General features: G+C 68.7%; 17 protein-coding genes. 4 read left to right on the top strand and 13 right to left on the bottom strand.

Annotation, left to right across the window (positions count from 1 at the left end):
* Positions 1-36: 36 nt before the first annotated feature.
* From ABZT74_RS04965 to ngcE, 7 genes are all read right to left on the bottom strand, one after another.
* Positions 37-1,329, bottom strand: a complete 1,293-nt coding sequence (locus tag ABZT74_RS04965) for a sugar ABC transporter permease (RefSeq protein ID WP_355874767.1) — start codon at positions 1,327-1,329, stop codon at positions 37-39.
* Complete coding sequence (locus ABZT74_RS04960; RefSeq protein ID WP_355874770.1) at positions 1,326-2,120, bottom strand: ATP-binding cassette domain-containing protein; 795 nt, start codon at positions 2,118-2,120, stop codon at positions 1,326-1,328. The genes ABZT74_RS04965 and ABZT74_RS04960 overlap by 4 nt, the downstream gene beginning before the upstream one ends.
* A 182-nt stretch (positions 2,121-2,302) precedes the next feature.
* Positions 2,303-3,400: a substrate-binding domain-containing protein gene (locus tag ABZT74_RS04955; protein ID WP_356165374.1), complete on the bottom strand. Its 1,098-nt coding sequence runs from the start codon at positions 3,398-3,400 to the stop codon at positions 2,303-2,305.
* 132 nt (positions 3,401-3,532) lie between these two features.
* Entirely contained in the window at positions 3,533-4,732 is a 1,200-nt protein-coding gene (locus ABZT74_RS04950; protein WP_081221858.1) for an ROK family transcriptional regulator, read from the bottom strand.
* A gap of 243 nt (positions 4,733-4,975) precedes the next feature.
* On the bottom strand, positions 4,976-5,914 hold the full coding sequence (locus ABZT74_RS04945; protein ID WP_355874774.1) for a carbohydrate ABC transporter permease: 939 nt from the start codon (positions 5,912-5,914) through the stop codon (positions 4,976-4,978).
* Positions 5,915-5,929: 15 nt separating this feature from the next.
* Positions 5,930-6,862, bottom strand: a complete 933-nt coding sequence (locus ABZT74_RS04940) for a sugar ABC transporter permease (protein WP_355874777.1) — start codon at positions 6,860-6,862, stop codon at positions 5,930-5,932.
* 34 nt (positions 6,863-6,896) lie between these two features.
* Positions 6,897-8,348, bottom strand: a complete 1,452-nt coding sequence (ngcE, locus tag ABZT74_RS04935; protein WP_356433421.1) for an N-acetylglucosamine/diacetylchitobiose ABC transporter substrate-binding protein — start codon at positions 8,346-8,348, stop codon at positions 6,897-6,899.
* Positions 8,349-8,919: 571 nt separating this feature from the next.
* On the opposite strand from ngcE, the gene ABZT74_RS04930 reads away from it, so the two are divergent.
* Positions 8,920-12,657 (top strand): GH92 family glycosyl hydrolase, encoded by a 3,738-nt coding sequence (locus ABZT74_RS04930; protein ID WP_356433641.1) that lies wholly within the window; start codon positions 8,920-8,922, stop codon positions 12,655-12,657.
* 88 nt (positions 12,658-12,745) lie between these two features.
* Here the strand turns inward: ABZT74_RS04930 and ABZT74_RS04925 are convergent, their stop codons facing one another.
* Both ABZT74_RS04925 and acnA read right to left on the bottom strand, forming a co-directional pair.
* Positions 12,746-16,024, bottom strand: a complete 3,279-nt coding sequence (locus tag ABZT74_RS04925; protein ID WP_356433420.1) for a GH92 family glycosyl hydrolase — start codon at positions 16,022-16,024, stop codon at positions 12,746-12,748.
* A gap of 495 nt (positions 16,025-16,519) precedes the next feature.
* The gene (gene acnA, locus ABZT74_RS04920; RefSeq protein ID WP_356433419.1) at positions 16,520-19,234 is read right to left on the bottom strand and encodes an aconitate hydratase AcnA; all 2,715 of its coding nucleotides are present in this window, start codon (positions 19,232-19,234) and stop codon (positions 16,520-16,522) included.
* Between the two features lie 662 nt (positions 19,235-19,896).
* Here acnA and ABZT74_RS04915 point away from each other — a divergent pair.
* Positions 19,897-20,088 (top strand): DUF4236 domain-containing protein, encoded by a 192-nt coding sequence (locus ABZT74_RS04915; protein ID WP_081219920.1) that lies wholly within the window; start codon positions 19,897-19,899, stop codon positions 20,086-20,088.
* Positions 20,089-20,125: 37 nt separating this feature from the next.
* On the opposite strand, the gene ABZT74_RS04910 is transcribed toward ABZT74_RS04915, so the two are convergent.
* Positions 20,126-20,254 (bottom strand): hypothetical protein, encoded by a 129-nt coding sequence (locus ABZT74_RS04910; protein ID WP_355874791.1) that lies wholly within the window; start codon positions 20,252-20,254, stop codon positions 20,126-20,128.
* 74 nt (positions 20,255-20,328) lie between these two features.
* Here ABZT74_RS04910 and ABZT74_RS04905 point away from each other — a divergent pair, with 74 nt between their 5' ends.
* The gene (locus ABZT74_RS04905; RefSeq protein ID WP_355874794.1) at positions 20,329-21,858 is read left to right on the top strand and encodes a UDP-N-acetylglucosamine 1-carboxyvinyltransferase; all 1,530 of its coding nucleotides are present in this window, start codon (positions 20,329-20,331) and stop codon (positions 21,856-21,858) included.
* 114 nt (positions 21,859-21,972) lie between these two features.
* Here ABZT74_RS04905 and ABZT74_RS04900 read toward each other — a convergent pair whose 3' ends face one another.
* Complete coding sequence (locus ABZT74_RS04900; RefSeq protein ID WP_356164972.1) at positions 21,973-22,398, bottom strand: DUF6299 family protein; 426 nt, start codon at positions 22,396-22,398, stop codon at positions 21,973-21,975.
* 263 nt (positions 22,399-22,661) lie between these two features.
* Here ABZT74_RS04900 and ABZT74_RS04895 point away from each other — a divergent pair, with 263 nt between their 5' ends.
* Positions 22,662-22,856 (top strand): DUF5999 family protein, encoded by a 195-nt coding sequence (locus ABZT74_RS04895; RefSeq protein ID WP_355874885.1) that lies wholly within the window; start codon positions 22,662-22,664, stop codon positions 22,854-22,856.
* Between the two features lie 12 nt (positions 22,857-22,868).
* On the opposite strand, the gene ABZT74_RS04890 is transcribed toward ABZT74_RS04895, so the two are convergent.
* Together ABZT74_RS04890 and ABZT74_RS04885 are read right to left on the bottom strand one after the other, a co-directional pair.
* On the bottom strand, positions 22,869-23,267 hold the full coding sequence (locus tag ABZT74_RS04890) for a RidA family protein (protein WP_356164969.1): 399 nt from the start codon (positions 23,265-23,267) through the stop codon (positions 22,869-22,871).
* Complete coding sequence (locus tag ABZT74_RS04885) at positions 23,264-24,415, bottom strand: acyl-CoA dehydrogenase family protein (protein ID WP_356164966.1); 1,152 nt, start codon at positions 24,413-24,415, stop codon at positions 23,264-23,266. Before ABZT74_RS04885 ends, ABZT74_RS04890 begins: the two co-directional genes overlap by 4 nt.
* Positions 24,416-24,535 lie beyond the last annotated feature (120 nt).

Genomic DNA, 24,535 nt, shown 5'->3' with positions numbered 1-24,535 from the left:
ATTGGCGCCGGGCACAGGACTGAGTGGGTCGGGACCCTACGCGCGACCCGCCGACTTCTGGGTCTTGCGGGTGACGGCGTCGATGACGACCGTGGCGAGAAGCACACCACCGGTGATCATGTACTGGACCGGCGAGGCGATGCCCTGCAGAGCCAGGCCGTACTGGATCGAGACGATCACCAGAACACCGAGCAGGGCGTTCCAGGTGCGGCCACGGCCACCGAAGAGGCTGGTGCCACCGATGACGGCCGCCGCGATGGCGTTCATCAGCAGGTCACCGGCACCGGCGCCCTGGTTGGCGGAGGCGATCTTCGAGGCGATGAACAGACCGCCGATGGCGGCGAAGGTGCCGGAGATCGCGAAGACCGAGATCCGGACCATCTCGACGTTGATGCCCGCACGCCGGGAGGCCTCGACGCTGCCACCGAGCGCGAAGATCTTCCGGCCGTACGCGGTACGGCGCAGCACGAAGTCCGTGAGCAGCAGGACCGCGACGAAGATCACCACGGCGAGCGGCAGGCCCTTGTACTGGTTGTACACGGCGCCGACGGCCAGCGTGAGGACCGCCAGGAGGGCGGTGCGCACGATGATCTCGCCCAGCGGCTGGGACGGCACGCCGGCCGCCTCGCGGCGACGGTTGCCGAGCAGCGAGGTGACGAAGTACCCGGCGGTCACGACGATCGCGAGCGCGTAGGCGGCGGCCACATCGGAGAAGTAGTAGCTGGTCAGCTTGGCGACGATGCCGTTGCTGTCCAGGTTGATGGTGCCGTTGCTGCCCAGGATCTGGAGCATGAGGCCGTTCCAGAACAGCAGACCCGCCAGCGTGACGGCGAAGGCCGGCACACCGATGCGCGCGAAGAAGAAGCCCTGGATGGCACCGGCGACCGTGCCGGTGAGGACGGCCAGCACGAGGGCGAGCCACTCGTTCATGCCGTGCGTGACGCTGAGTACCGCGAACGTCGCCCCGGCCACGCCGGAGAGCGAACCGACCGACAGGTCGATCTCACCGAGCAGCAGCACGAAGACGATGCCGACCGCGATCATGCCCGTGCCGACCATGGCGACGGAGATGTCGGAGAGGTTGCCGGCGGTGAGGAAGTTCGAGTTCAGGCTCGCGAAGATCGCCCAGATGATGATCAGGCCGATGACGACGGGGATGGACCCCAGGTCGCCGGACTTCACCTTCCGCTTGAACTCGGTGACGTAGCCCTTGACGCCCTGCTCGCGGACGAGCAGTCGCGGGTCGACGACGGGGACCGCCGCGGCGGCCGCCTCCGGGTTCGGAACGGCGTGGTCCCCAGGGGACTCGGAGGTCTTGTCGATGCTCACTTCTGAGCCTCCCCATTGCTGCTGCGCGCCGCACGACGGGTCACGGCGTTCTCCGTGGCGCCCGTGATGGCGGAAATGATCTCTTCCTGGGAGGTCGACTTGACCTCGAAGACGCCGTTGTTGCGCCCGAGGCGCAGGACGGCGACCTTGTCGGCCACGGCCTTCACGTCAGCCATGTTGTGGCTGATGAGGATGACCGCGTGACCCCGCTCGCGCAGACGCTCGACCAGGTCGAGAACCTGGGCGGTCTGCTCGACGCCGAGCGCGGCGGTGGGCTCGTCGAGGATGACGAGCTTGGGCTCACCGAGCATCGAACGGGCGATCGCCACGGTCTGGCGCTGACCGCCGGAGAGCGAGGCGATCGGGATGCGGACGCTGGGGATGCGGATCGAGAGCGTGTCCAGCAGCTCGCGGGACCGGCGTTCCATCTCGACCTCGTCCAGGATGCCGCGCTTCTTCACCTCGCGTCCCAGGTAGAGGTTGCCGACGACATCGATGTTGTCGCAGAGCGCGAGGTCCTGGTAGACCGTCGCGATGCCCAGGTGCTGGGCGTCGTGCGGGCGGTTGATCTGGACGGCCTTGCCGTCCCACTCGATCGAGCCCTCATCGATGGGGTGCACGCCGGCGATCGTCTTCACCAGCGTGGACTTTCCGGCACCGTTGTCGCCCACCAGGGCGACCACTTCACCGGCGTGGACTTCAAGCTCTACATCGGTGAGCGCCTGGACGGCACCGAATCGCTTGGAGACCCCGCGCAACGCCAGAACAGGCGTAGCGGACACGTTAACCATCTCCTTCGCCGCCTGACCCGGCGGGAGGTTGTGCAGAAGTTTGTGGAGGGGTGTTCTCTCCGGCGCCCCGCTTAGCTTGCGGGGCTGTTGGATGCGGGGCGCCGGAGGGGCTTTGTTCAGCAAGTCACGTACGGGAATTCAGGTCCGAATTCCCGTACGCGGTTCGTGACTTGCGGTTGCTTCTACTGGAGACCGATCTTCTTGCAGGCCGCGGCGTAGGCCGTGGTGCAGATGTCGTTCACCGTGTAGACGCCGTCCTTGACGACGGTGTCCTTGATGTTGTCCTTGGTCAGCGAGGTGACCGGGACCAGGACGGACGCGACCTGCTTGGTGGTCGGGCTGTCGACCTTGTCCTTGGCGATGGAGTCGAGCGACTTGCCCTGGGCGAGCGCGACAGCCATCTCCGCGGCGGCGTCGGCCTCCGGGGCGTACGGCTTGTAGACGCTCATGAACTGGGTGCCGGCGACGATGCGCTGGACACCGGCGAGCTCGGCGTCCTGGCCGGTGACCGGGACGGAGATGCCGGCGGCCTTCAGAGCGGTGATGATACCGCCGGCCATGCCGTCATTGGCGGAGTAGACGCCGATGATGTTCTTCTTGCCGAGAGCCGAGATGGCGCCCTCCATGTTGGAGTTGGCGTTCTCCGGCTTCCACTCCTTGGTGTCGTACTCCTTGCCGATGTTCACCTTGCCGTCCAGCACCTCGTGGGCACCGGCCTTGAACAGGGCGGCGTTCGGGTCGGTGACCGAACCGTTCATCATGACGATCTTGCCGGACTTGGCCTTGGAGCCGAGCGCCTTGAGAAGCGCCTCACCCTGCGTCTTGCCGACAGTCTTGTTGTCGAACGAGGTGTAGGCGTCGATCGGACCCTGCGCGAGGCGGTCGTAGGCCACGACCGGGATGCCGGCGTCCTTGGCCTTCTGGACCGAGCTCTTGATGGCGGCGGAGTCCACAGCGTCAACGATCAGCACGTCCACCTTGTTGGTGATCATGGTGTCGACCTGCTGGTTCTGGGTGCTCGCGTCCTGCTTGGCGTTGGCGTAGACGATCTTGCCCTTGCCGTTCGTGAGCTCCGAGACCTTCTTCTCGATCAGCGGCTTGTCGAACTTCTCGTAGCGGGCCGTCTGGTTCTCCGGAAGGAGCAGACCGACCTTGATCGCGTCGCCCTTCTTGGCGGAGCTGGAGCTGTCGCTCCCGCCGCCGGAGTCCTTGGCGCTGCCACAAGCGGCCAGCGAGACAGCCATTGCACCAGCGGCAACAGCAACGGCGGCACGACGCATCTGCGTGTTCACTTTGAAACCTCCCTGACGAGGCCGCGTCGTTGCGGCCGAGGTGGCTGGAAGTCAACTCGGCCACACGTGCGACGTCAAGAAGTAAATACTTAACGAGATGGCAACGGTGCCATGCGTTCTCTAAGTGAAGGCAGGCGTGACAGCATTCAGAGATCCGTCCAAAAGGGTCGAATCGCCCATCTCGCTGAGCGCGAGAGCGAGCGCTCCGAGCACCTCCGCACGGCCTCCAAGTGCCCCTGGCAACACCGAGAGTTGACGTGCGGCGCTGGGGATCGCATACCGGCCGACGGACTCCCTGATGGGCCCGAGAACGAGCTCCCCGGCCTCGGCGAGATCGCCGCCGAGGACCACTCGGCTCGGGTTCAGCAAATTGCAGAGATTCGCGACTCCACTCCCGATATGTCGGCCTACGTCGGCGATCACCCGACGGCAGCCCGGGTCACCGTCCCGCGCCAGCCTGACCACCCCTTCCATGGTCAGGTCCGTCCCGTGACTGGACTGGAGGAGCGGCAGCACATAGCGCGCCGCCGCAAAGGTCTCCAGGCAGCCGCGGTTGCCGCAACGGCACACGGGGCCGGATTCATCAAGAGTAATATGCCCGATTTCTCCCGCTGTGCCACCTGGGCCGCGATAGATCTTCCCGTCGATCACCAGGCCCGCGCCGACCCCGCTCGCGACCTTGATGTACGCGAGGTCCCTGACCCCGCGCCCGCTCCCCCAGACCATCTCGCCGAGCGCGCCCAGATTGGCGTCGTTGTCCACGTGCACCGGCACGCCGAGCCGCCCCCGCAGCTCCTCGGCGGGCCTGGCGCCGGTCCAGCCCGGCAGGATCGAGGTGGACCCGAGGGTCCCCGACTCCACGTCGATCGGACCCGGCACGCCGAGCCCCACACCCGCGATCTTGGAGCGGTCGACGCCGGTCGCCGCGATCAGACGGCTGACCAGCTCCTCGGCCCGGTCGAAGCCCTGTGCGGCCGAGGCGTCCACGTCCAGCGGCTCGGACTCCTCCGCGAGCACCTGATGGGCCAGATTCCCGACCGCGACGCGCAAATGGGTGTGACCGAAGTCGACCCCGATGACGATGCCGGCGTCCCCGCTCAGGGACACGCTGCGGGCCCTGCGCCCGCCGGCCGAAGTGGGAGTGACCTCGACCGTTCCCCCGTCCTTGAGTTCACGGACGATATTGGAAACGGTCGCGGCCGACAGGCCCGTCGTCCTCGCGATCTCCGCCTGCGTGAGCGATCCGGCGAGGCGCACCGCTCGCACGACGCGCTCCAGATTGGCTCGGTGCAGCGACGACTGCGACCCCGGAGTCTCCATCGACTCATCCACTCCTGCCCTCAGCCGGGCGGCCCCGATGCCGCCCGTGTGATCCGGGTCACAGCAACGGGACGCCGGTCACTTACAAGTTGTGAACTCCAAGCTCCGCTGAACGGGTTACCGCAGTCAAGTCCTTGACGAAAATCGGGTCCGTCCAGTCTTGTTCGATTTCCGTCACCGTCCGGACACGCGGACGCCACCCCCGCGGACGGGGGTGGCGTTGGCGCGGAAGGGGCCGGCGGGCTACTTGAGCGTCGCCGAGGTGAGGCCGGCCTGTACCTGGCGCTGGAAGGACAGGTACACGATCAGCATCGGGATCATCGCGATCGTCACGCCCGCGAAGAGGACGGGAAGGTCGGTGGCGTACCCCTGCTGCTGCTGGAGCTGGATGAGTCCCTGGGTGAGGACGTAGCGTTCCGGATCCGAACTGCTCTGTGGCTGCATCAGCACCGAGGGCAGGATGTACTGGTTCCACTGGCCCAGCACGTTGAAGATGCCGACGCTGAGCAGTCCGGGCTTGGCCATCGGGAGCATGACCTGGAAGAACGCCCGGGTGTGCGAGGCCCCGTCGAGGACCGCCGCCTCGAAGACCGCCCCGGGCAGAGTCCGGAAGAACGCGTGCATGAAGAACACGGTGAACGGCAGCGAGTAGGCCACGTACACCAGGACCAAACCTTGGTACGTGTTCAGCATGTCGAGGCGTTTGACCATGAAGAACAGCGGGACCAGGGCGAGGAAGACGGGGAACATGGCCCCGCCGACGAAGAAGAAGTAGATGATCCGGTTGCCCGGGAACTCGTAGCGGGCCAGGACGTACGCCGCCATCGCCCCGAGGAGCATGGTCAGCGGGACCGAGAAGACCAGCACGATCAGGGTGTTGGCGAAGTAGTCGCCGATGCCCTTGTTCCAGGCCCTGCTGAAGACGTCCAGCTGCCAGTTGGAGGGCCAGCCGAGGGCCGAACCGCCGATCTGCGCATCGGTCTTGAAGGAGCTCAGGATGAGCCAGAGCAGCGGCAGGATGATCAGGACGGCCCAGAGGGCCAGGAAGCCGTGCGAGAAGACGTTGAGGGCCATTCCCTCGGTGCGCTTGTCGCCCGGCCGGGGCGGGGCCTTCTTCACGGTTCGTTGCGGGGGTACTCCGGCGCCGTCGACCTTCGTCGGCTCCGTGATGGGTGCGCTCATAGTCGTGTCTCCCGCTCAGAACTCGATGCGCTCGCGGCGGGTGGCGCGCAGCGTGACCACGGACAGGATCAGGGTGAGAAAAAGCATGACGACGCCCATGGCGCAGGCGTAGCCGCTCTTCCCGTAGTAGAGGAAGTTGCGCATCATGACGTTCGCCATGACCTCGCTGTGGTGGTCGGGCCCGCCGCCGTAGCCGGTGCCCTGAGTCGTGGTCGAGACGAGCACGAACATGTCCATCGCGATGATGCCGAGATAGACCCAGGCGGTCTGCACCGTGTCCCACAGCAGGGGCAGGGTGACCCGGAAGAACGTGTGGGTGCGGCTCGCGCCGTCCAGCAGCGCGGCCTCGTAGATGTCCTTCGGGATGGACTGCATCGCGGCGGAGAACAGCACCAGGTAGAAGCCGACGCCGTGCCAGACGACGACCGCCATCAGGCACCAGAGCACCAGGTTGGGCTCGTTCATCCACTCGATGGGGTTGTTGGCGTCGACCAGGCCGAGCTTGATCAGCACGCCGTTGAGCAGGCCGCCGCCGTCACTGCGGTAGAGGGCTCCGAAGAGCACCGCCACGATCGCGAGCGACAGCACCTGCGGGAAGAAGTACACGATCTTGTAGAAGCGCGAGCCCGCGACGCCCTGCACGCCGCCGGCACCGCCCCGCCCGCCCGCGTTCACCATGAAGGCGAAGAAGAGGGCGAGCAGGATGGTGATCACCGGGATGAACACCAGGAACAGGATGTTGTGCCAGATCGCTCCGAGGAATACGTCGTCCTGGAACAGCGCCTTGTAATTGTCCAGGCCGACGAAACTGAACGTCTGCGACTGGCCCCTCCAGTCGGTGAAGGAGTAGCCGATGGTCTGTATGTAAGGCCAGATCACGAAGATCAGATACAGCGCCAAAGGTGCGAGGAGAAACCCCGCGACGAACCGGTACTGCCCTTTTCGCATGGCATCCTGCCCCTGGTGTGCCGGGTTTACGTGATCAGTCGCGGTGGTTCTTCTTGGAGTCCGGGTCCTTGGCCGCCTTGTCGACCGCCGCCTGGGCCCGCTTCAGCCATTCCTTCGGCTGAATGCGCTTCGACATCAGCTCGTTGGACGCGTTCTCGATGGAGGTGCCCATCTCGCTGTACCAGTTGGGGTACAGGTAGTTGAACGTGTTGTCGCCGGCCGCCTTGGAGGCCTCGACCGTGGACTGCGTACCGGGACGCAGCTGCACGCCGTCGGAGACGGCGTCCTTGAGGATGGTGAGCGAGTTGGCCTTCTGCGCGAAGAGCGTCGACCACTCCTTGGAGAGCATGGAGCGCATGAACTCCTTGGCCTCGGGCAGGTTCGCGGCCTTCGCCGGGATGATGAACGGCTCGCCGGAGCCGGCCCGGATCGCCTCGAACGGCAGCGCGCTGCCCGGCAGGTTGGGCATCGGCATGAACTTCATGTCGAAGTCGTCCGGGGTCTGCTTGAGCTGCTCGTTCTCCAGCCAGGAACCACAGGTGATGAACGCGGCCTTGTACTGGTTCCACCGGGTCTGCGACTCGGTGTGGGTGAGGCCGTTGGTACCCGGCATCAGGTAGCCCTTTTCGACGATCTCGTAGATCGCCTCGACGGCTGCCAGGGCCGCGTCGCTGCCGACGAACGCCTTGGGGTCCAGGTTGTCGATCGCCTTCATGGCGTCCAGACCGCCCTTCTTGGCGATCAGGTCCATGATGGCGACGTTGATGTAGTACGGGTACTTGCCCTGGTGGGCGAGTCCGCCGATGCCCTGCGACTTGGCGTCCTTGCAGATGGCGAGGAAGTCGTCCCAGGTCTTGGGGACGTCCCAGCCCTTCTCCTTGAAGAGCTTGCCGGAGTACCAGAGGCCCCACACCGTGTAGATGTAGTTCAGGGAGACGACCTTGCCGCCCTGCAGGCCCGGGTCCAGCGTGCCCGGAATCAGGGTGTCGCGGACCTTCTTGCTCGGGTCGTCGATGGACGGAGCGTCCAGGACCGCCGCCAGGTCGAGGAGCTGACCGCTCTTGTAGAGCACGTCCAGCTTGATCTGCTGGGCGCCCGAGTCGTCGATGATGTCCGGCGGGTTGCCGCCGTTGAAGCGCGGCTGGAGCTTGCCGGTGATCTCCTGGGTGCCGGTGTGGGCGCTCTTGGTGCCCCACTTCTTGTCGAAGGCCGCTTCCCACGCCTTGGCGTAGTCGTCGCCGTAGCCGCCCTTGAAGACGACGACGTCGAGCTTGCCGCCGCCCTTCTTCACGCCGAAGGGGTTGTCCTTGCTGGTCTTGCCGGTGCCCTTGTCTCCGGAGTTGTCGTCGTCGTCCCCGCCGCTCGCACACGCGGACAGGAAGCTCATCGTCGGAACGGAGATCAGACCAAGTGCGGCCGACCTCTTGATGAGGTCACGGCGGCCGACACCCTCGGGGCTGCTGTTCTCGGCGGAAGTGGATCCCATGCTCAAGTCCTCGCCTTCTCCAGGACTCAGGCGGTGAACCGGATCCTCCCCGGCACCGCGGTTAGGTCAAGCTGGGGTCGTGCATGGGGGATTCACTGGGACGAATCGGCGGTAGGTGTAACGACCACGGTCCGCCGGCCCTCGAATTTCCCCCCTGGGTCCTGCCTGTCCAGCGCCAGTCGATCGACTGGCCGGACGCGACAGGTATAGTCCACTTCCCGCCAGCGGAGCAAGATCGAATGCAGGTTTGCCCGTCGGTCTTTTCCGAGTTGAGACCTCCCGGAAATATGGGGCAGCCACGGATCACCCCGACGAAGGCCCCCTGGGGGCCAACCTCCCGCAATGGAACCAATGCCTGGTTCGTCGCACGCATTCACCCCGGATGCCACATCCAACACCCTTGACAGCACAGACAACTTGACGCACCAATGGTCCTTGCGTACTGAAATTGACAACGTTGTCGATGTCTTGGGAGGGCTCGGGCATGCAGCAGAGAGCTCGGTACAGACGGAGTTCCACGGGTCGCGTCGGACGGCTTTCCCCGGTGGCACTGGGGGTGGCGGCACTTTCGCTGGTGGCCGCCTCGCAGGGCGTGGCGGTCGCCCTGCCGGCCCAAGCGGCGGCACCCGACCGGGACTTCAGCTCGTCGTTCGAATCGGGTGATCCGGCACCGGACTGGATCAACACGGTGGATACGGCTCCGGACGGGACGAAAAGGTCCTCCGGTGTCGACGGCGGCTACAGCACCGGCATCCCCGGAAACGTGACCGATCACGTCACCGACGTGCGTGCCAGCGACGAGAACACCGGCGGCGGGGAGGTCAAGGAGAACCTCGTCGACGGCGAGCCCAGCAGCAAGTGGCTGACCTTCGAGACCACCGGCTGGGCGGAGTTCGACCTGGACGCGCCGGTCAAGGTCGTCACGTACGCGCTCACCTCCGCCAACGACCACGACGAGCGCGACCCGAAGGACTGGACCTTCCAGGGCTCCACCGACGGCAAGGACTGGAAGACGCTCGACACCCGCTCCGGGGAGTCCTTCGGCGAACGGTTCCAGACGAAGTCGTACGACATCGCGGACCCGGCCGAGTACCAGCACTTCCGGCTCGACGTCACGAAGAACAACGGCGGCGACATACTCCAGCTCGCCGACGTCCAGTTCTCGACCGGGCAGAGCGACGACCCGACGCCCAAGGACATGCTCTCGCTGGTGGACCGCGGACCGAGCGGCTCGCCCACAGCGAAGGCGGGCGCGGGCTTCACGGGCAAGCGGGCCCTGCGCTACGCCGGCACCCACAAGGGCGACGGACGGGCGTACTCGTACAACAAGGTCTTCGACGTGAACGTGCGCGTGGGCCGGGACACCGAGCTGGGGTACCGGATCTTCCCCGCGATGGCGGACGGCGACCGGGACTACGACGCGACCAACGTGTCCGTGGACCTGGTCTTCACCGACGGCACGTCGCTGAGCGGGCTGAGCGCCGTGGACCAGCACGGGTTCGCGCTCACCCCGCAGGGCCAGGGCGCGTCCAAGGTGCTGTACGTCAACCAGTGGAACAACGTGACCTCGCGGATCGGTTCCGTCGCGGCCGGGAAGACCGTCGACCGGATCCTGCTCGCGTACGACTCGCCGAAGGGCCCCGCGAAGTTCCGCGGCTGGCTGGACGACGTCTCGCTGAGGACGGCCGCCCCCGAGAAGCCCAAGGCGCATCTGTCCGACTACGCGCTCACCACCCGCGGCACCAACTCCAGCGGCGGCTTCTCGCGCGGCAACAACTTCCCGGCGACGGCCGTCCCGCACGGCTTCAACTTCTGGACGCCGGTGACCAACGCGGGTTCGCTCAGCTGGCTGTACGACTACGCACGTGCGAACAACGCGGACAACCTGCCGACCATAGAGGCGTTCAGCGCGAGCCACGAGCCGAGCCCGTGGATGGGCGACCGGCAGACCTTCCAGGTGATGCCGTCCATCGCGGCCGGTACCCCCGACACCGCCCGGGACGCCCGCGAGCTGGCCTTCCGGCACGAGAACGAGACCGCCCGGCCGTACTACTACGGCGTGACCTTCGAGAACGGCCTCAAGGCGGAGATGGCGCCGACGGACCACGCGGCGGCGCTGCGCTTCACCTACCCCGGCGACGACGCGAACGTGGTGTTCGACAACGTCACCGAGCAGGCCGGGCTGACGCTCGACAGCGACGCGGGCGTGGTCACGGGCTACTCCGACGTGAAGTCCGGCCTGTCGACCGGCGCCACCCGGCTGTTCGTCTACGGGTCCTTCGACGCCCCCGTCATCGAGGGCACCTCGAAGGGCGTCAAGGGCTACATGAAGCTCAAGCCCGGCGCCGACCACTCCGTCACGCTGCGCCTGGCGACCTCGCTGATCAGCGTGGACCAGGCCAAGGACAACCTGCGCCAGGAGATCCCGGACGGCACCTCGTTCGCTGCCGTGAAGGCCGGGGCGCAGAAGCAGTGGGACCGGCTGCTCGGCAAGGTCGAGGTCCAGGGCGCGACCCCGGACCAGCTGACGACGCTGTACTCCAGCATGTACCGGCTGTACCTGTACCCCAACTCCGGCTTCGAGAAGGTCGGTTCGACGTACCAGTACGCCTCGCCGTTCGCCCCCATGCCCAGCCCGGACACCCCCACCCACACCGGCGCGAAGATCGTCGACGGCAAGGTGTACGTCAACAACGGCTTCTGGGACACCTACCGGACGACCTGGCCGGCCTACTCCTTCCTGACGCCAGGTCAGGCGGGCGAGATGGTCGACGGGTTCGTGCAGCAGTACAAGGACGGCGGCTGGACCTCGCGCTGGTCCTCCCCCGGGTACGCGGACCTGATGACGGGCACCTCCTCGGACGTGGCGTTCGCGGACGCGTACGTCAAGGGGGTCAAGTTCGACGCCAAGGCGGCGTACGAGGCGGCCCTGAAGAACGCGACGGTCGTCCCGCCGACCTCCGGTGTCGGCCGCAAGGGCATGACCACCTCCCCCTTCCTCGGCTACACGAGCACCGACACGGGCGAGGGCCTGTCGTGGGCCATGGAGGGCTACAACAACGACTACGGCATCGCCGAGATGGGCCGGGCGCTCTACAAGAAGACCGGTGAGAAGCGCTACAAGGAGGAGTCGGACTACTTCCTCAACCGCGCCCAGGACTACGTGAACCTCTTCGACTCCAAGGCCGGCTTCTTCCAGGGCCGTGACGCGAAGGGCGACTGGCGGGTCGACTCGGCGAAGTACGACCCGCGTGTGTGGGGCTACGACTACACGGAGACCAACGGCTGGGGCTACGCCTTCACCGCGCCGCAGGACTCCCGCGGGCTGGCCAACCTGTACGGCGGCCGCTCCGCGCTCGCGGACAAGCTCGACACGTACTTCGCGACTCCCGAGACGGCCTCGCCGGACGTCGTCGGCTCCTACGGCGGTGTCATCCACGAGATGACCGAGGCCCGGGACGTCCGGATGGGCATGTACGGGCACTCCAACCAGGTCGCCCACCACGTCAACTACATGTACGACGCGGCCGGGCAGCCCTGGAAGACGCAGAAGAACGTCCGCGAGGTCCTCTCCCGGCTCTACGCCGGCAGCGAGATCGGCCAGGGATACCACGGCGACGAGGACAACGGCGAGCAGTCGGCCTGGTACCTGTTCTCCTCGCTCGGCTTCTACCCGCTCGTGATGGGCAGCGGCGAGTACGCCATCGGTTCCCCGCTGTTCACGAAGGCGACCGTCCACCTGGAGAACGGACGGGACCTGGTGATCAAGGCCCCGCGCAACAGCGCGAAGAACATCTACGTGCAGGGTGTCCGGGTCGATGGCAAGCGCTGGAACTCGACGTCGCTCCCCCACTCGCTGATCTCGAAGGGCGGCGTGCTGGACTTCGACATGGGCGCGAAGCCGTCCTCGTGGGGCACCGGAAAGAACGCGGCCCCGGCCTCGATCACCCAGGACGACAAGGCGCCGTCGCCGCGCTCGGACACGCTCAAGGGTGACGGCGCGCTCTTCGACAACACCTCGGCGACCGACGCCTCCGTCACCTCGGTGGACCTGCCGGCCGGCGACGCCACCAAGGGGGTGCAGTACACGCTGACCTCCTCGGACCACACCAAGGCACCGGCCGGCTGGACGCTCCAGGGCTCCTCGGACGGCACGACGTGGAAGGACCTCGACAAGCGGTCCGGCGAGTCCTTCCCCTGGGACAAGCAGACCCGGGCGTTCACGGTGGCGCATCCGGGCTCGTACGCCCACTACCGTCTCGTCCTCGACGACGCGGCGACCCTCGCGGAGGTGGAACTGCTCGCCTGACGCGCGCGGCACGGCAGAAAGGGGCGGGCCCGGAGGAGACTCCGGGCCCGCCCCGCGTTCCGGCGGATCAACTCGGCCGACTACGCGCTCACTTGTTCACCGCGAGGGTGAAGACGTGCAGGTCCGCGTTGTCCGGGAGCTTGACGCTCTTGACGGTGCGGCCGGCCGGGGCCTCGAAGGGCTTGGTGGCGAAGACGTACGTGGCCACCGGGTCCTTGTCCGCGCCGGCGACGTTGCGGTACGCGGCCTTGGCCACGGTGGCGTTGCCGTACTGGACGGTGCCGCCCCCGCCGCCGACGGTCCAGTCGGTGAAGGCCAGTTCGACGGATTCGGTACCGCCGTCGGTGTAGGTGACGGTCGCGTGGCTCTCCTGGTTGCCGTTGACGGCGCTCCCGACGAAGGACAACCGGCTGACCGGGTCGGCCAGTTCGATGGTCTGGCCGGTCGCCGAGGCGTTGTCCGGGCGGCCGGCGGGAGAGTCGGGCCAGGTGAAGGCGAGGCCGTCCACCGTGCCCTGCCGGCCCGGGGTCAGTCCCGCGTCCGTGAGGGCCTGCCGGGAGTAGCTCCAGCCGCCGCCGTCGAAGTCGGCCTCGTCGTGGTCACCGGCGTCGTCGGAGACCCCGGTGTTGTCGTACGCCGCGAGCAGGGAGCCCGGCGCCGCGACGGTGAGGGCCACGGGCTGCGTGTACGAGGTGTCGGCGGAGGTCACCGTGACCTTGACGTCGTAGAACCCCTGCTCGGCGTTGTCGGCGGCGGTGAGGGTGATCCGCTGGGCGCCGTCGGTGACCGTGCCCTCGGCGGGTGTCGCGGTCACGCCGTCGGGGGTGACCACGTGGAAGCGCACGTCGGGTCCGGTGCCGCCGCTCAGTGCGAGGGCGCGGATGTCGAGCGCGGTGCTGCCGCCGGGCGCGAGCGTGGCCGCCGTCGGGCCGACCCCGATCTGGTACGGCTGCTCACCGGTGCGGAAGGAGGGCGGCGCCGCCTTCTCGGCGCTGCCCCAGGCCGTGTCGGCCGTGCCGGACAGCGTGTAGTCCAGCGTGCCGCCCTCGCGGACGAAGGAGGCGGGGAGCCAGGGCCGGTCGCTGGTGCGGCCGTCGACGCGCAGCGAACGGACGTAGGGGGCGTCCGCGGCCGCGCCCCGGGCCCGGATCTCGATGTCGCCGCGGCCGGGACGGTCGATCTCGATCCTCGAGAACAGTGGTGAGGCCAGGGTGAGTTCGGCGCGGGAGGGGACCTGGGGGTACATGCCGAGCGCGGAGAAGACGTACCAGGACGACATCTCGCCGAGGTCGTCGTTGCCGGGGATGCCCTCGGGCTTCGTCGACCAGAGTCGTGTCATCGCGGCGCGGACGGTCTCCTGCGCCTTGTACGGGGCGCCCGCGTAGTCGTACAGGTAGGGGACGTTGATCGACGGTTCGTTGTCCAGCTCGGACTTGTCGCCGCCGCTGCCGGTGAACGCCCAGCCGCCGTCGGCGTCGTGGAAGAAGGTGTCGAGGCGTGCGAGGGCCTTGTCACGGCCGCCCATCGCCGCGAAGAGGCCCGCGGGGTCGTGCTGCACCATCCAGGTGTACTGGGCCGCCGTGCCCTCCACGAAGCCGTTGCCGGTCGCCGGGGTGAAGCCGGTGACCCAGCTGCCGTCGGCCTTGCGGTTGGCGACGTAGCCGCCGCCGGGGTCGGCCGCGATGTTGAAGTTGTTCTGCCACCACTGGGAGCGGCCGGCGAACTCCGCTGCGGTCCTCTTCTCACCCGCGGCGGTGGCGAGTTGCGAGATGGCGAAGTCGGCGCCGGACATCTCCAGGGTCTCGGCCGCGCCGCCCCAGGCGTTGGTCACGGACGGCATGTAGTGGTGGTCGAGGTACTTGTCGAGGGAGGGCCGCTGGCCCGCCGAGAGGACGGGCTTGCCCGCCGAGGACAGGTCGCCCTCGGTGGGCACGGTGGCCGCCTTCACCAGGGAATCGAGCGCTCCGCGCAGGTCGAAGCCGGTGCCGCCGAAGGCGCGGATGCCGGCGAGGGCGGCCGGTGACGGGTCGCCGTTCATGACGTGCGTGCCGCTCGCGCCGTGCAGCCAGCGGTCCCAGACCCCGTCGTTCTGACGGGCGAGTTCGAGCAGGGACTGCGCGATGTCGGAGCCCGTGTCCGGGTCGAGCAGGGTCAGCAGCTGGACCTGGGAGCGGTAGACGTCCCAGCCGGAGAAGGTGCCGTACTGCGCGGCGTGACCCCGGCCCACGGTGTGCACCTTGTCGTCGGCGCCCCGGTATCTGCGGTCGGCGTCGCTGATGACGTTCGGGTGCAGGAGGGAGTGGTAGAGCGCGGTGTAGAAGGTGGTGCGGTCGCTGTCGGTGCCGCCGCCGACGCCGATCGCGCCGAGCCGGTCCCGCCAGGCGCGGTGGGCGGCGCTCCGGACGGAGGCGAAGGAGCGGTTCGGCGGGTTCTCGGCCGCGAGGTTGGCCGTGGCGCCGGCCTGGCTGACGTACGAGATGCCGACCTTGACGTTCACCGGGCCGGCGCCGGGCTCGAACTGCACATAGCCGCCGGCGCCCTTGCCCGCGACGGGACGGCCGCCCTGGGCGAAGCCGCCGGTGCCGCCGCTCGCCTCGGTGGACCCGGGGCTGAGGCGGTCGTCCTGCCAGGTGCCGGTCGACGTGAAGGCGCGGTCGAAGCGGGCGGTGAAGTACAGGGTGTAGTAGGAGCGTTGGCCCTCGGGGTCGAGGTAGCCGCAGAAGTTGCCGGAGGTGACCGAGCCGGAGACGGTGCGGGCCTTCGGGTCGATCCGCACCGTCGAGTCCGCCGAGCCGACCTCGGAGTTGGCGGTGCGGATCAGCATCGAGGCGGGCTTGTCCTCGGGGAAGGTGAAGCGGCCGGAGCCGGTGCGCGCGGTGGCGGTGAGGTCGGCGGTCACCCCGGAGGCGAGGCCGACCTCGTAGTGGCCGGGCTCGGCCTGTTCGTCCACGTGCGTGAAGTCGGCCGCGTAGACGGCGTCCTTGGTGTCGCTCGCCGGGGAGGAGGTGACCTCACCGGCGTACGGGAAGAACGGGATGTCGCCGCTGCCGCCCGCGCAGCCCGTGCCGGACATGTGGGTCAGGCTGAAGCCCCGCATACGGGTGGCGTCGTACTGGTAGCCGCCCGGCGCGGCCGTGCGGGTGGCGTCCCCGCGGGTGTTCTCGGGGCTCCAGGAGAGCATGCCGAAGGGCGTGACGGCGCCGGGAAAGACGTTGCCGCCGTTCTTGGTGCCGATGAGCGGGTCGACGTGGACGGTGGGGTCCTGGACGAGTTCCGGTGGACCGGACGGGGGTGCGGCGAGCGCCGGAGTGGCGCCGGCGACCGTCAGGGCGACGGCGAGCAGGACGGTTGACGGACGGAAACGCATGACGCGGCCCCTCCTCCTTCGGACGGGTCGCGCACCACGGGTCGCACAAGCCGCTGGGACAGTAACGTGCGCCACCGGTACCACGGAAGACCGCCTGCGTCCCCGGGGACGCGCCCGCCACCCGCTCCGGCGATTCGGCCCGCGGGGGCCGGTGTGGCGGACGGCGCCGCCGGGATGTCCGTCAACTGCCTTGACATCGTTGTCCGTTGAGGCGATAGAGTCATGCCCAGACCATGCAGACAACGTTGTCGCACACCATGGTCGTCACAAGCCGCACCATCCCGGGCAGGGCCTCCCCCGACCCGTCCGGGCTCGCGGACCGGGCGGGCCCGAACCCACCCGCCCGGTCCGCCCCGAGCCTCCCCGCACCCACCGGCCCGGCAGGGCGCGGCTGTCGCCGGCCCGCCGCCGGCCGCCCGCCTCGGGCCTGGGCAACGCGAAGGGCCGCACCCCCGCCGAACGGGGATGCGGCCCTCGACTCGCTTGCCGGACCGCTTACTTGCGGATCAGGTTGCGCAGCACGTACTGCATGATGCCGCCGTTGCGGTAGTAGTCCGCCTCGCCGGGGGTGTCGATGCGCACGACCGCGTCGAACTCGACGCCGGTGTCGGTGGTGACCTTCACCGTGCGCGGGGTGGTGCCGTTGTTGAGCTCCTCGACACCGGTGAAGGAGAAGGTCTCCTCGCCGGTGAGGCCCAGGGACTCGGCCGTGGCGCCCTCCGGGAACTGGAGCGGCAGGACGCCCATGCCGATGAGGTTCGAGCGGTGGATGCGCTCGTACGACTCGGCGATGACGGCCTTGACGCCGAGGAGCGCGGTGCCCTTGGCGGCCCAGTCGCGGGACGAGCCGGAGCCGTACTCCTTGCCCGCCAGGATGACCAGCGGGATGCCCTGGTCGATGTAGTTGCGCGAGGCGTCGTAGATGAAGGAGACGGGCGCGTCGGCCTGGGTGAAGTCGCGGGTGTAGCCGCCCTCGGTGCCCGGCGCGATCTGGTTGCGCAGGCGGATGTTGGCGAACGTGCCGCGGATCATGACCTCGTGGTTGCCGCGGCGCGAGCCGTAGCTGTTGAAGTCACGACGCTCGACACCGTGCTCCGTGAGGTACTTGCCTCCCGGGGTGTCGGCCTTGATCGCACCGGCCGGGGAGATGTGGTCGGTGGTGACCGAGTCGCCGAGCTTGGCGAGGACGCGCGCGCCGGCGATGTCGGAGACCAGGGTGGTCTCCATCGTCATGCCCTCGAAGTAAGGGGGCTTGCGCACGTAGGTCGACTGCGGGTCCCACTCGAAGGTGTTGCCCTCGGGGATCGGCAGCGCCTGCCACTGGGCGTCGCCCGCGAAGACGTCCTGGTAGGACTTGTTGAACATGTCCTCGCCGATGGCGTTCGCCACGACGTCGTTGACCTCGGCCTCGGAGGGCCAGATGTCCGCCAGGTAGACCGGCTTGCCGTCCTGGTCGGTGCCCAGCGCGTCCTTGGTGACGTCCACCTTCATGGACCCCGCGAGGGCGTACGCGACGACCAGCGGCGGGGAGGCCAGGTAGTTCATCTTGACGTCGGGGTTGATGCGGCCCTCGAAGTTCCGGTTGCCGGAGAGGACCGAGGTGACGGCGAGGTCGTGGTCGTTGACGGCCTTGGAGACCTCGTCCGGCAGCGGGCCGGAGTTGCCGATGCAGGTGGTGCAGCCGTAGCCGACGAGGTTGAAGCCGACCTTGTCGAGGTAGGGGGTGAGCCCCGCCTTGTCGAAGTAGTCGGTGACGACCTTGGAGCCCGGGGCGAGGGTGGTCTTGACCCACGGCTTGCGGGTCAGGCCCTTCTCGACGGCCTTCTTCGCGACGAGCGCGGCGGCGACCATGACGTACGGGTTCGAGGTGTTGGTGCAGGAGGTGATGGCCGCGACCGTCACCGCACCGTGGTCGATCTCGTAGGTCGAGCCGTCGGGGGCCGTGACCGTGACCGGGTTGGAGGGCACGCCGTTCGTGGCGGCCGGGGAGTCGGAGGCCGGGAAGGACTCCTTGCCCGCCTCGTCGTCGTCGGCGACGTAGTTGCGCACGTCGCTCTTGAACTGCTCGGAGGCGTTCGCGAGGACGATGCGGTCCTGCGGGCGCTTCGGGCCGGCGATGGAGGGGACGACCGTGGAGAGGTCGAGCTCCAGCTTCTCGGAGAAGTCGGGCTCGGCGGCCGGGTCGAGCCAGAGGCCCTGCTCCTTGGCGTACGCCTCGACGAGCGCGAGCTGCTGCTCGGAGCGGCCGGTGAGCTTGAGGTACTTGATGGTCTCGCCGTCGATCGGGAAGATCGCGGCGGTGGAGCCGAACTCCGGCGACATGTTGCCGATGGTGGCGCGGTTGGCCAGCGAGGTGGCGGCGACGCCCTCACCGTAGAACTCGACGAACTTGCCGACGACGCCGTGCTTGCGCAGCATCTCGGTGATCGTGAGGACCAGGTCGGTGGCGGTGGTGCCGGGGGTCAGCTCACCGGTGAGCTTGAAGCCGACGACGCGCGGGATGAGCATGGAGACCGGCTGGCCGAGCATCGCGGCCTCGGCCTCGATGCCGCCGACGCCCCAGCCGAGGACGCCCAGGCCGTTGACCATCGTGGTGTGCGAGTCGGTGCCGACCAGCGTGTCGGGGTACGCCTGGCCGTTACGGACCATGACGGTGCGGGCCAAGTGCTCGATGTTGACCTGGTGGACGATGCCGGTGCCCGGGGGGACGACCTTGAAGTCGTCGAAGGCGGTCTGGCCCCAGCGCAGGAACTGGTAGCGCTCCTTGTTGCGGCCGTACTCCAGCTCGACGTTCTGGCCGAAGGCTTCCTTCGTGCCGAACTTGTCCGCGATGACGGAGTGGTCGATGACCAGCTCGGCCGGGGAGAGCGGGTTGACCTTGGCCGGGTCGCCGCCGAGCTCCTTGACGGCCTCACGCATGGTGGCGAGGTCGACGACGCAGGGCACGCCGGTGAAGTCCTGCATGATCACGCGGGCCGGCGTGAACTGGATCTCCTGGCTGGGCTGCGCCTGCGAGTCCCAGCCGCCGAGGGCCCGGATGTGGTCGGCGGTGATGTTCGCGCCGTCCTCGGTACGGAGCAGGTTCTCCAGCAGCACCTTCAGGCTGTACGGAAGGCGAGCCGAGCCTTCCACCTTGTCCAGCCGGAAGATCTCGTACGACTCGTCGCCCACCTGCAGCGTGCTGCGGGCGTCGAAGCTGTTCGCCGACACGACAGTCTCCTTCATTAATGTGCGCGTTCCCACCGCATCCTGCCGTCACGGCGTCCTGGCCAATCCGCTAAGGTAAGGCTAAGTTAGGTAGCCCTTACCAAGGGATGGACGACGCAGTGCGGCCGCGGTACGCCTCGGCAGATATCTCGATGTCGAGATAACTCTAGTACATGGGCGCTGGCAGGTCATGTCCGGGCGCCCCCATGTCCACGCGGAACTCGCCCGCCCCCTTCCGCCCGGGACCCCCTCTCCGCCGCCATGACGGCCCCGGCCGCCCCGGCCCCCGCGGACCCGCGGAGATCGCCGCCACCCCTGCTGTGGGCGCCCGTCCGGACCCCGCCCGTGGACGCCCGCCCGGACCCCGCCCGTGGGCGCCGGCCCGGGTGCTGCCCGTGGACGCCGCTCCGCGACGACAGAGGGGGGCGGCGAGGAAACGGAGGGGAACGGCGAAGAAGGGGCCCCCTCCCCCGCACTCACGCGCGCCGACCGCGCCGTCGACCAGACCCCCGATGACCTCGACTTCGGCCGCGCGGGACCCAGCGGGTCGGCCACACGGGGAAGTTGACGGCCTCCACTCCATAGAGGCAGGCACATCGGAGCACTTTCGGGGTACCAGGTGTTCTGCCGGGATCGCCCGGCGCAACCGAGGCGAAGGGGCCGTCATGCCGCTCACATTCCGCAAGAGCTTCAAGATCTTTCCCGGCGTGCGACTGAACATCAACCGCAAGTCGATGTCCATCACCACGGGCGGCGACCACGGCCCGAGGTACACGCACAGCACCACCGGGCGCCGGACGACGTCGATGGACCTGCCGGGTCCGTTCGGCTGGCGCAAGACCCGCAAGGCGAAGTGACGCAAGCGCGACATAGGGCGCCAGTCTCGACGAACCGTCACAGACGCTCTTCTTCACGGCACTCACCGGCGGCGACGTCGACGGGCGGCACCTTCGGGAGCCCCTCGGCGGTCGCCGCCGTGCTGTCGCGCGCCGGGCCCGCATACCCGAACTCGCCTACCCCCACCAGTCGATGGAGCCCGTCACCCGGAAGGCGGCGCTCCATTTCTTTTTATCTCACATCCGATATACGGTCGCGCCATGGCAGACGACTACCTCGTACGTATCGGCAAGCTCATCCGTGACGCCCGGCAACACCGGGGCTGGACACAGGCGCAGCTTGCCGAGGCGCTCGGCACCAGTCAGAGCGCCGTCAATCGCATCGAGCGCGGCAACCAGAACATCAGCCTTGAGATGATCGCCCGTATCGGTGAAGCGCTGGACAGCGAGATCGTCTCGCTCGGCTACGCGGGTCCGATGCATCTGCGCGTCGTCGGCGGACGTCGCCTGTCCGGCTCGATCGACGTCAAGACCAGCAAGAACGCGTGTGTCGCGCTGCTGTGCGCGACGCTGCTGAACAAGGGGCGCACGGTGCTGCGCCGGGTCGCCCGCATCGAAGAGGTGTACCGCCTGCTGGAGGTGCTCGGCTCGATCGGTGTCCGCACCCGCTGGATCAACGGGGGCGTCGACCTGGAGATCGTGCCGCCGAGCGAGCTGGACATGGAGGCGATCGACGCGGCGGCCGCGCGCCGCACGCGCTCCATCATCATGTTCCTGGGTCCGCTGCTGCACCGCCTGGACGCCTTCAAGCTGCCGTACGCGGGCGGTTGCGACCTCGGCACCCGGACCATCGAGCCGCACATGATCGCGCTGCGCCGGTTCGGGCTCGACATCGCGGCGACCGAGGGGCTCTACCACGCGCAGGTCGACCGGTCCGTCACTCCCGGGCGGCCGATCGTGCTGACCGAGCGCGGAGACACCGTCACCGAGAACGCGCTGCTCGCCGCCGCCCGCCACGACGGCGTGACCGTCATCCGCAACGCCTCGTCCAACTACATGGTCCAGGACCTGTGCTTCTTCCTGGAGGCCCTGGGCGTACGGGTGGAGGGCATCGGCACCACGACGCTCACCGTGCACGGCGTGCCGAACATCGACGTCGACGTCGACTACTCGCCCTCCGAGGACCCGGTCGAGGCGATGAGCCTGCTCGCCGCCGCCGTGGTCACCGAGTCGGAGCTGACGGTGCGCCGGGTCCCGATCGAGTTCCTGGAGATCGAGCTCGCGGTCCTGGAGGAGATGGGTCTCGACCACGACCGCACGCCCGAGTACTACGCGGACAACGGACGTACCCGGCTGGTGGACCTGACCGTGCGGCCCTCCAAGCTGGAGGCGCCCATCGACAAGATCCACCCGATGCCGTTCCCCGGTCTGAACATCGACAACGTCCCGTTCTTCGCGGCCATCGCGGCCTCCGCGCAGGGCAAGACGCTGATCCACGACTGGGTCTACGACAACCGGGCGATCTACCTGACGGACCTCAACCGCCTCGGCGGCCGGCTCCAGCTCCTCGACCCGCACCGCGTCCTGGTCGAGGGCCCGACGCGCTGGCGCGCCGCCGAGATGATGTGCCCGCCCGCGCTGCGCCCCGCCGTGGTCGTCCTGCTCGCGATGATGGCCGCCGACGGCACCTCGGTGCTGCGCAACGTCTACGTCATCAACCGCGGCTACGAGGACCTCGCGGAGCGCCTGAACTCGATCGGCGCGCAGATCGAGATCTTCCGGGACATCTGAGCACGGCTCACACAGGTGCCGTCGTGACCGGCCCCGGCCTGCTGAACACGCAGGACGGGGCCGGGTACGGCGGCACTCGCGTGTCCCGTCGGACACGGTGCGCTCTGGCCGGGCTCAGCCCCGCACGACCGTCACGTCCTGCTCCCGGCTCGCGTGGAACGTGGGGAGGGGGAGGCCGGTGCCGGCCAGTTCTGTCAGGGTGGCCTCGACGTGGGCCGGTCCCGGGACCAGCGTGCCCTGGGCGCGCTTCTCGGAGTTGGTCCAGCGGTGCTCGGCGCCGTCGCAGAGCGCCGAGGAGCCGCCGATGCCCTGGTGGACGCGGGGATCGCTCTGGGACACCGACGAGGACACGAACACGGGTCCGGCGGCACCGGCGCAGCGGTAGGTGCCGGAGAGGGTGATGGTGCCGTCGGCGGCGACCGTGGCGGTGGGGTCGACGGTCACCTCGTCGAAGGCGGCGGACCGGGCGACGGCGGACGGGGCGAGCAGCAGCAACAGCGCCGCGGCGGCGGCCGTACCGACGGTCTGGCGGACGAACATGGGGTACCTCCTGGAACGGGGCCCGCTGAGGGCCCGGGAGCGAGCGCTCAACAGGTACCGGTCCGACGCCCCGGGGCCGGTGATCATCACCCCATTGGTGGCGAGTTGGACACGTCCGTCCCGGCCGCGTTCGAGAGTTGTCCCCGTGTTGTCACGCTTCACCGCCCGCTGTTCCGGTGAGTTCGCGCGGCGCGCATGGTCTGTACATGCGAGGGCGACGACAACGCCGCCGACACTCTTCGCATCCGACGTGGAGGTGCACCATGTGTTCCCACCGGTCTTCGTGCCCGTCCGTGGACTCCGTCGCCCCGCACATCGTCTCGGCCCACCCCGAGCAGGGCTGGAATCTCCTGTGCAACGGCGCGATCGTCTTCGACGACAGCGGTGAACTGCTTCCCGACGGCAGCGTGGTCGCTCCGCACCGGGTGCTCGCCGGACAGCTGACCGTCGCCGCCTGATCCGTTCTCGTCCTACGGGAGCACGGCGAAGCCGTCGAGTTCGACCATCGCCCGTTCGTCCCAGAGCCGCGTGACGCCGATGACGGCCATCGCGGGGTAGTCGCGGCCCGCCAACCGGTGCCAGATGCGGCCGAGTTCGGGCGCGTCGAGCCGGTAGTCGGCGACGTCCGTGGCGTAGACGGTGACCCGGGCCAGGTCGGCGGGGGCGCCGCCCGCCGCGCGCAGCGCGGTCAGCAGGTTCGTCAGCGCCCGTTCGAACTGGAGGGGCAGGGTCTCCCCCACCACCTTCCCGTCGCCGTCGAGCGCGGTCTGCCCGGCCAAAAAGACGACGCGGGAGCCGGTGGCGACGACGGCGTGGGAGAAGCCGGCCGGCGGGGACAGCTCGGGCGGGTTGACTCGGTCGGCGGTCATGCGGTCTCCGTTCCGGTCGGCTGGACCTGTGCGTCCTGCCGGTACAACTCCTTCGCGATGACGGCCCGTTGGACCTCGCTCGCTCCTTCGTAGATACGCGGCGCGCGCACCTCGCGGTAGAGGTGTTCGAGGAGGTGGCCGTGTTGCAGGGCGCGTGCTCCGTGCAGTTGGACGGCGGCGTCGACGACGTACTGGGCGGTCTCGGTGGCGAGCAGCTTGGCCATGGCCGCGCGGCGGGGGACATCCGCGGCCCCGGCGTCGTGGGCCGCGGCCGCCGCGTACACCATCAGGCGGGCCGCCTCCGTGCGCAGCGCCATCTCGGCCACCTGGTGGGACACGGTCTGGAGGTCCTTGAGCGGGCCGCCGAACGCGTCGCGTCGCGCGGTGTGGACGAGGGTGGCGTCCAGCGCGGCCTGGGCCATGCCGACGGCGAAGGCGCCCACGCTGGGCCGGAAGAGGTTGAGGGTGCCCATGGCGACCCGGAAGCCGTGGCCGGGCTCGCCGAGGAGATCGTCCGTGGTGACGGGGACGGCGTCGAAGGCGAGGGCGCCGATGGGGTGCGGGGAGAGCAGGTCGAGCGGGGTGCCGGTGAGACCGGGGCGGTCGGCCGGGACGAGGAACGCGGTGACGCCGCGGGCGCCGGCGGCCGGCCCGGTCCGCGCGAAGACGGTGTAGAGGTCCGCCTCGGGGGCGTTGGAGATCCAGCACTTCTCGCCGGTGAGCCGCCAGCCTCCAGAGCCGTCCTCGTCCGCGCGGAGCGCCAGCGCGGCCGCGTCGGAGCCGGCGCCGGGCTCGCTCAGCGCGAAGGCGGCCACCGCGTCGCCGTCCGCCACGCGCGGCAGCCAGCGCTCGCGCTGGGCGGCGGTGCCGTGGGCGTGGACCGGATGGGCGCCCAGCCCCTGAAGGGCGAGCGCGGTCTCGGCCTCGGTGCAGACCTGGGCGAGGGACTCACGCATCAGGCAGAGGTCGAGGGCGCCGGAGGTGAACAGGCGGCCGAGCAGGCCGAGTCGGCCGAGTTCGGCGACCAGCGGGCGGTTGACGTGGCCCGGCTCGCCCTTGTCGGCCAGCGGACGCAGGTGGTCGGCGGCCAGCGTGCGCAGCTCGGCACACCAGGCGGTCTGTCCTGGTTCAAGTGAGAATGCGGTCATTGCCGGTCCCTCTCCCCGTCGGACTCCGTCCCACGTTATCGCGAACCGTTGACTGTCGTCACCAACACGATACGCTCCTTGTGCGAGCCCACCACGACGCCCACGAAGGCAGCCCACAAA

This window comes from Streptomyces sp. NPDC005302 (assembly GCF_040607345.1).
In the GTDB taxonomy this organism is placed as follows: domain Bacteria; phylum Actinomycetota; class Actinomycetes; order Streptomycetales; family Streptomycetaceae; genus Streptomyces.
The sequence above is the reverse complement of the archived record's forward strand: the minus strand, read 5'-3'. Positions and strand labels throughout refer to the sequence as shown.

Excerpts from the sequence above, each read along its gene's own strand:
- ABZT74_RS04890 (WP_356164969.1), bottom strand. The coding sequence starts at position 23,267 with ATGACCGCCGACCGAGTCAACCCGCCCGAGCTGTCCCCGCCGGCCGGC.
- ABZT74_RS04960 (WP_355874770.1), bottom strand. The coding sequence starts at position 2,120 with ATGGTTAACGTGTCCGCTACGCCTGTTCTGGCGTTGCGCGGGGTCTCC.
- ABZT74_RS04915 (WP_081219920.1), top strand. The coding sequence starts at position 19,897 with ATGCCGCTCACATTCCGCAAGAGCTTCAAGATCTTTCCCGGCGTGCGA.
- ABZT74_RS04885 (WP_356164966.1), bottom strand. The coding sequence starts at position 24,415 with ATGACCGCATTCTCACTTGAACCAGGACAGACCGCCTGGTGTGCCGAG.
- ABZT74_RS04905 (WP_355874794.1), top strand. The coding sequence starts at position 20,329 with ATGGCAGACGACTACCTCGTACGTATCGGCAAGCTCATCCGTGACGCC.
- ABZT74_RS04950 (WP_081221858.1), bottom strand. The coding sequence starts at position 4,732 with ATGGAGACTCCGGGGTCGCAGTCGTCGCTGCACCGAGCCAATCTGGAG.
- ABZT74_RS04925 (WP_356433420.1), bottom strand. The coding sequence starts at position 16,024 with ATGCGTTTCCGTCCGTCAACCGTCCTGCTCGCCGTCGCCCTGACGGTC.
- ABZT74_RS04940 (WP_355874777.1), bottom strand. The coding sequence starts at position 6,862 with ATGCGAAAAGGGCAGTACCGGTTCGTCGCGGGGTTTCTCCTCGCACCT.
- ABZT74_RS04900 (WP_356164972.1), bottom strand. The coding sequence starts at position 22,398 with ATGTTCGTCCGCCAGACCGTCGGTACGGCCGCCGCCGCGGCGCTGTTG.
- ABZT74_RS04895 (WP_355874885.1), top strand. The coding sequence starts at position 22,662 with ATGTGTTCCCACCGGTCTTCGTGCCCGTCCGTGGACTCCGTCGCCCCG.
- ngcE (WP_356433421.1), bottom strand. The coding sequence starts at position 8,348 with ATGGGATCCACTTCCGCCGAGAACAGCAGCCCCGAGGGTGTCGGCCGC.
- ABZT74_RS04945 (WP_355874774.1), bottom strand. The coding sequence starts at position 5,914 with ATGAGCGCACCCATCACGGAGCCGACGAAGGTCGACGGCGCCGGAGTA.
- ABZT74_RS04955 (WP_356165374.1), bottom strand. The coding sequence starts at position 3,400 with ATGCGTCGTGCCGCCGTTGCTGTTGCCGCTGGTGCAATGGCTGTCTCG.